The sequence below is a fragment of the Cupriavidus sp. 86D6 genome, assembly GCF_057815095.1.
Genome location: NZ_JBYPSB010000043.1, coordinates 1 through 1,462, shown reverse-complemented (window position 1 = coordinate 1,462; position 1,462 = coordinate 1). Strand labels below are relative to the sequence as shown.

The 1,462-nt window shown below is 62.5% G+C and carries 1 protein-coding gene; it reads left to right on the top strand.

The genetic code is table 11. The features are described 5' to 3' along the window. Positions 1–1,426: DUF2345 domain-containing protein (locus tag AC3G88_RS29370; RefSeq protein ID WP_488894491.1), on the top strand; the 1,426-nt coding region annotated here is incomplete at its 5' end. Positions 1,427–1,462 lie beyond the last annotated feature (36 nt).

The window sequence follows — 1,462 nt, the reverse complement described above, 5'->3', positions numbered from 1 at the left end:
CCTGCAGTACCAGATGTCCGATTGGGACTACGTGCGCCTGCTGATGGAGCAGGAAGGCATGTATTGCTACTTCGCGCCGGGAAAATTTGGCGAAATTGTGGTGTTCGGGGACGACATCGACCACTACATCTATCAGCCGGAACTGCGGGTGCCCTATCGGGAGACGGCCGGGCTGGAGTCGGGCACCGAAGCCGTCTTTGCGATTCTTACCCATACGAGAACCGTCGCCAGATCGGTCCTGGCATCGGACTACAACCCCGCGCACGCCTACGAGCGGCTCAAGGCCGCCGAGTACGGCGGCAAGTCGCAATTGAATCTCGGGTACCTGGTGGACCGCCAGATGAAGGAGCGGGGGCAGGGGTTCGAGTTGCGGACATCGCACTGGGGCGCGGTGCGGGCGGGCAAGGGGCTGTTTTTGTCGGCGGACGATCAGCCTGGGGCCGGTGGGGCGCAACTGGACATGCAACCTGCCTTGCGGCTGCTGACGATCGCACAGCAGCAAACGGAAGCGCTGGCCGAATCCGCCAGAGCGGCACAGGCACTCGTCGCTGATTGCGAGCGGCAGAAGGCGCTGCTCGGCGACACCCTCGACCAGCTGAAGGCTGCCGGCCTGCTTGCCAGTGCACCGGCGGGCATGGCGTTGGTCTCAGGCAAGGACCTGCAATTGACTGCCAACAATAATCTGATTGCAACTGCGGGGGGAAACGCAGATATCAGTGTGCTCAGGCAGTTCATGGTGGCCGCCGGGAACGGCATATCACTGTTCGCGCAACGCCTTGGAATGAGGCTGTTCGCCAGCAGGGGAAAGGTCGAGATCCAGGCTCAGTCCGACGAGATGCACCTGAGCGCGCTGAAGGACCTGAAGATCGCCAGTGTCGATGGCAAGCTGATTCTCTCCGCCGACAAAGAGGTGTTAATCGGCGCAGGCGGTTCGTACATTCGCATCACGCCGGAGCGGATCGAGAACGGCACGACTGGCGACATCGTCGAGAAGTGCGCCGCGTGGGACAAAGCCGGCCCCGCTTCCGTGCCACTTGAGGCCCAGCTCCCGACCGGACTACCCCCGACAAAGTTGTGGCTGGGCGCAGTCGCGTCGGCCATCAGTCGGCACAACCTTCCTGTGGGCATGCCATACACCGTGCTGGCCGACGGCGCTCCAGTGGGGAGCGGCGTCATCGATGATGATGCGCTGATCTCTATCGACCATCGGCCAGAGGTGCAGTCGTACGTGATCGCCTTGGCAAATGGCAGTACCTACGCCGTGCCCGTCGCAGAAGTCTATCGGGGCGACATGTCGAACGGAGAACTAGCCAATCAGGGCTTCCAGCTGCATGAGCGCGCTGTCGACGACGATGCGGATGCGGAAGACCGCGCACAGCATCGTGCCATATGCCACACCCTCACCGACAAGGAGCCGCCAGCATGAGTCGGAATCCCATCACGACCCCGATTGCGCTGTCGC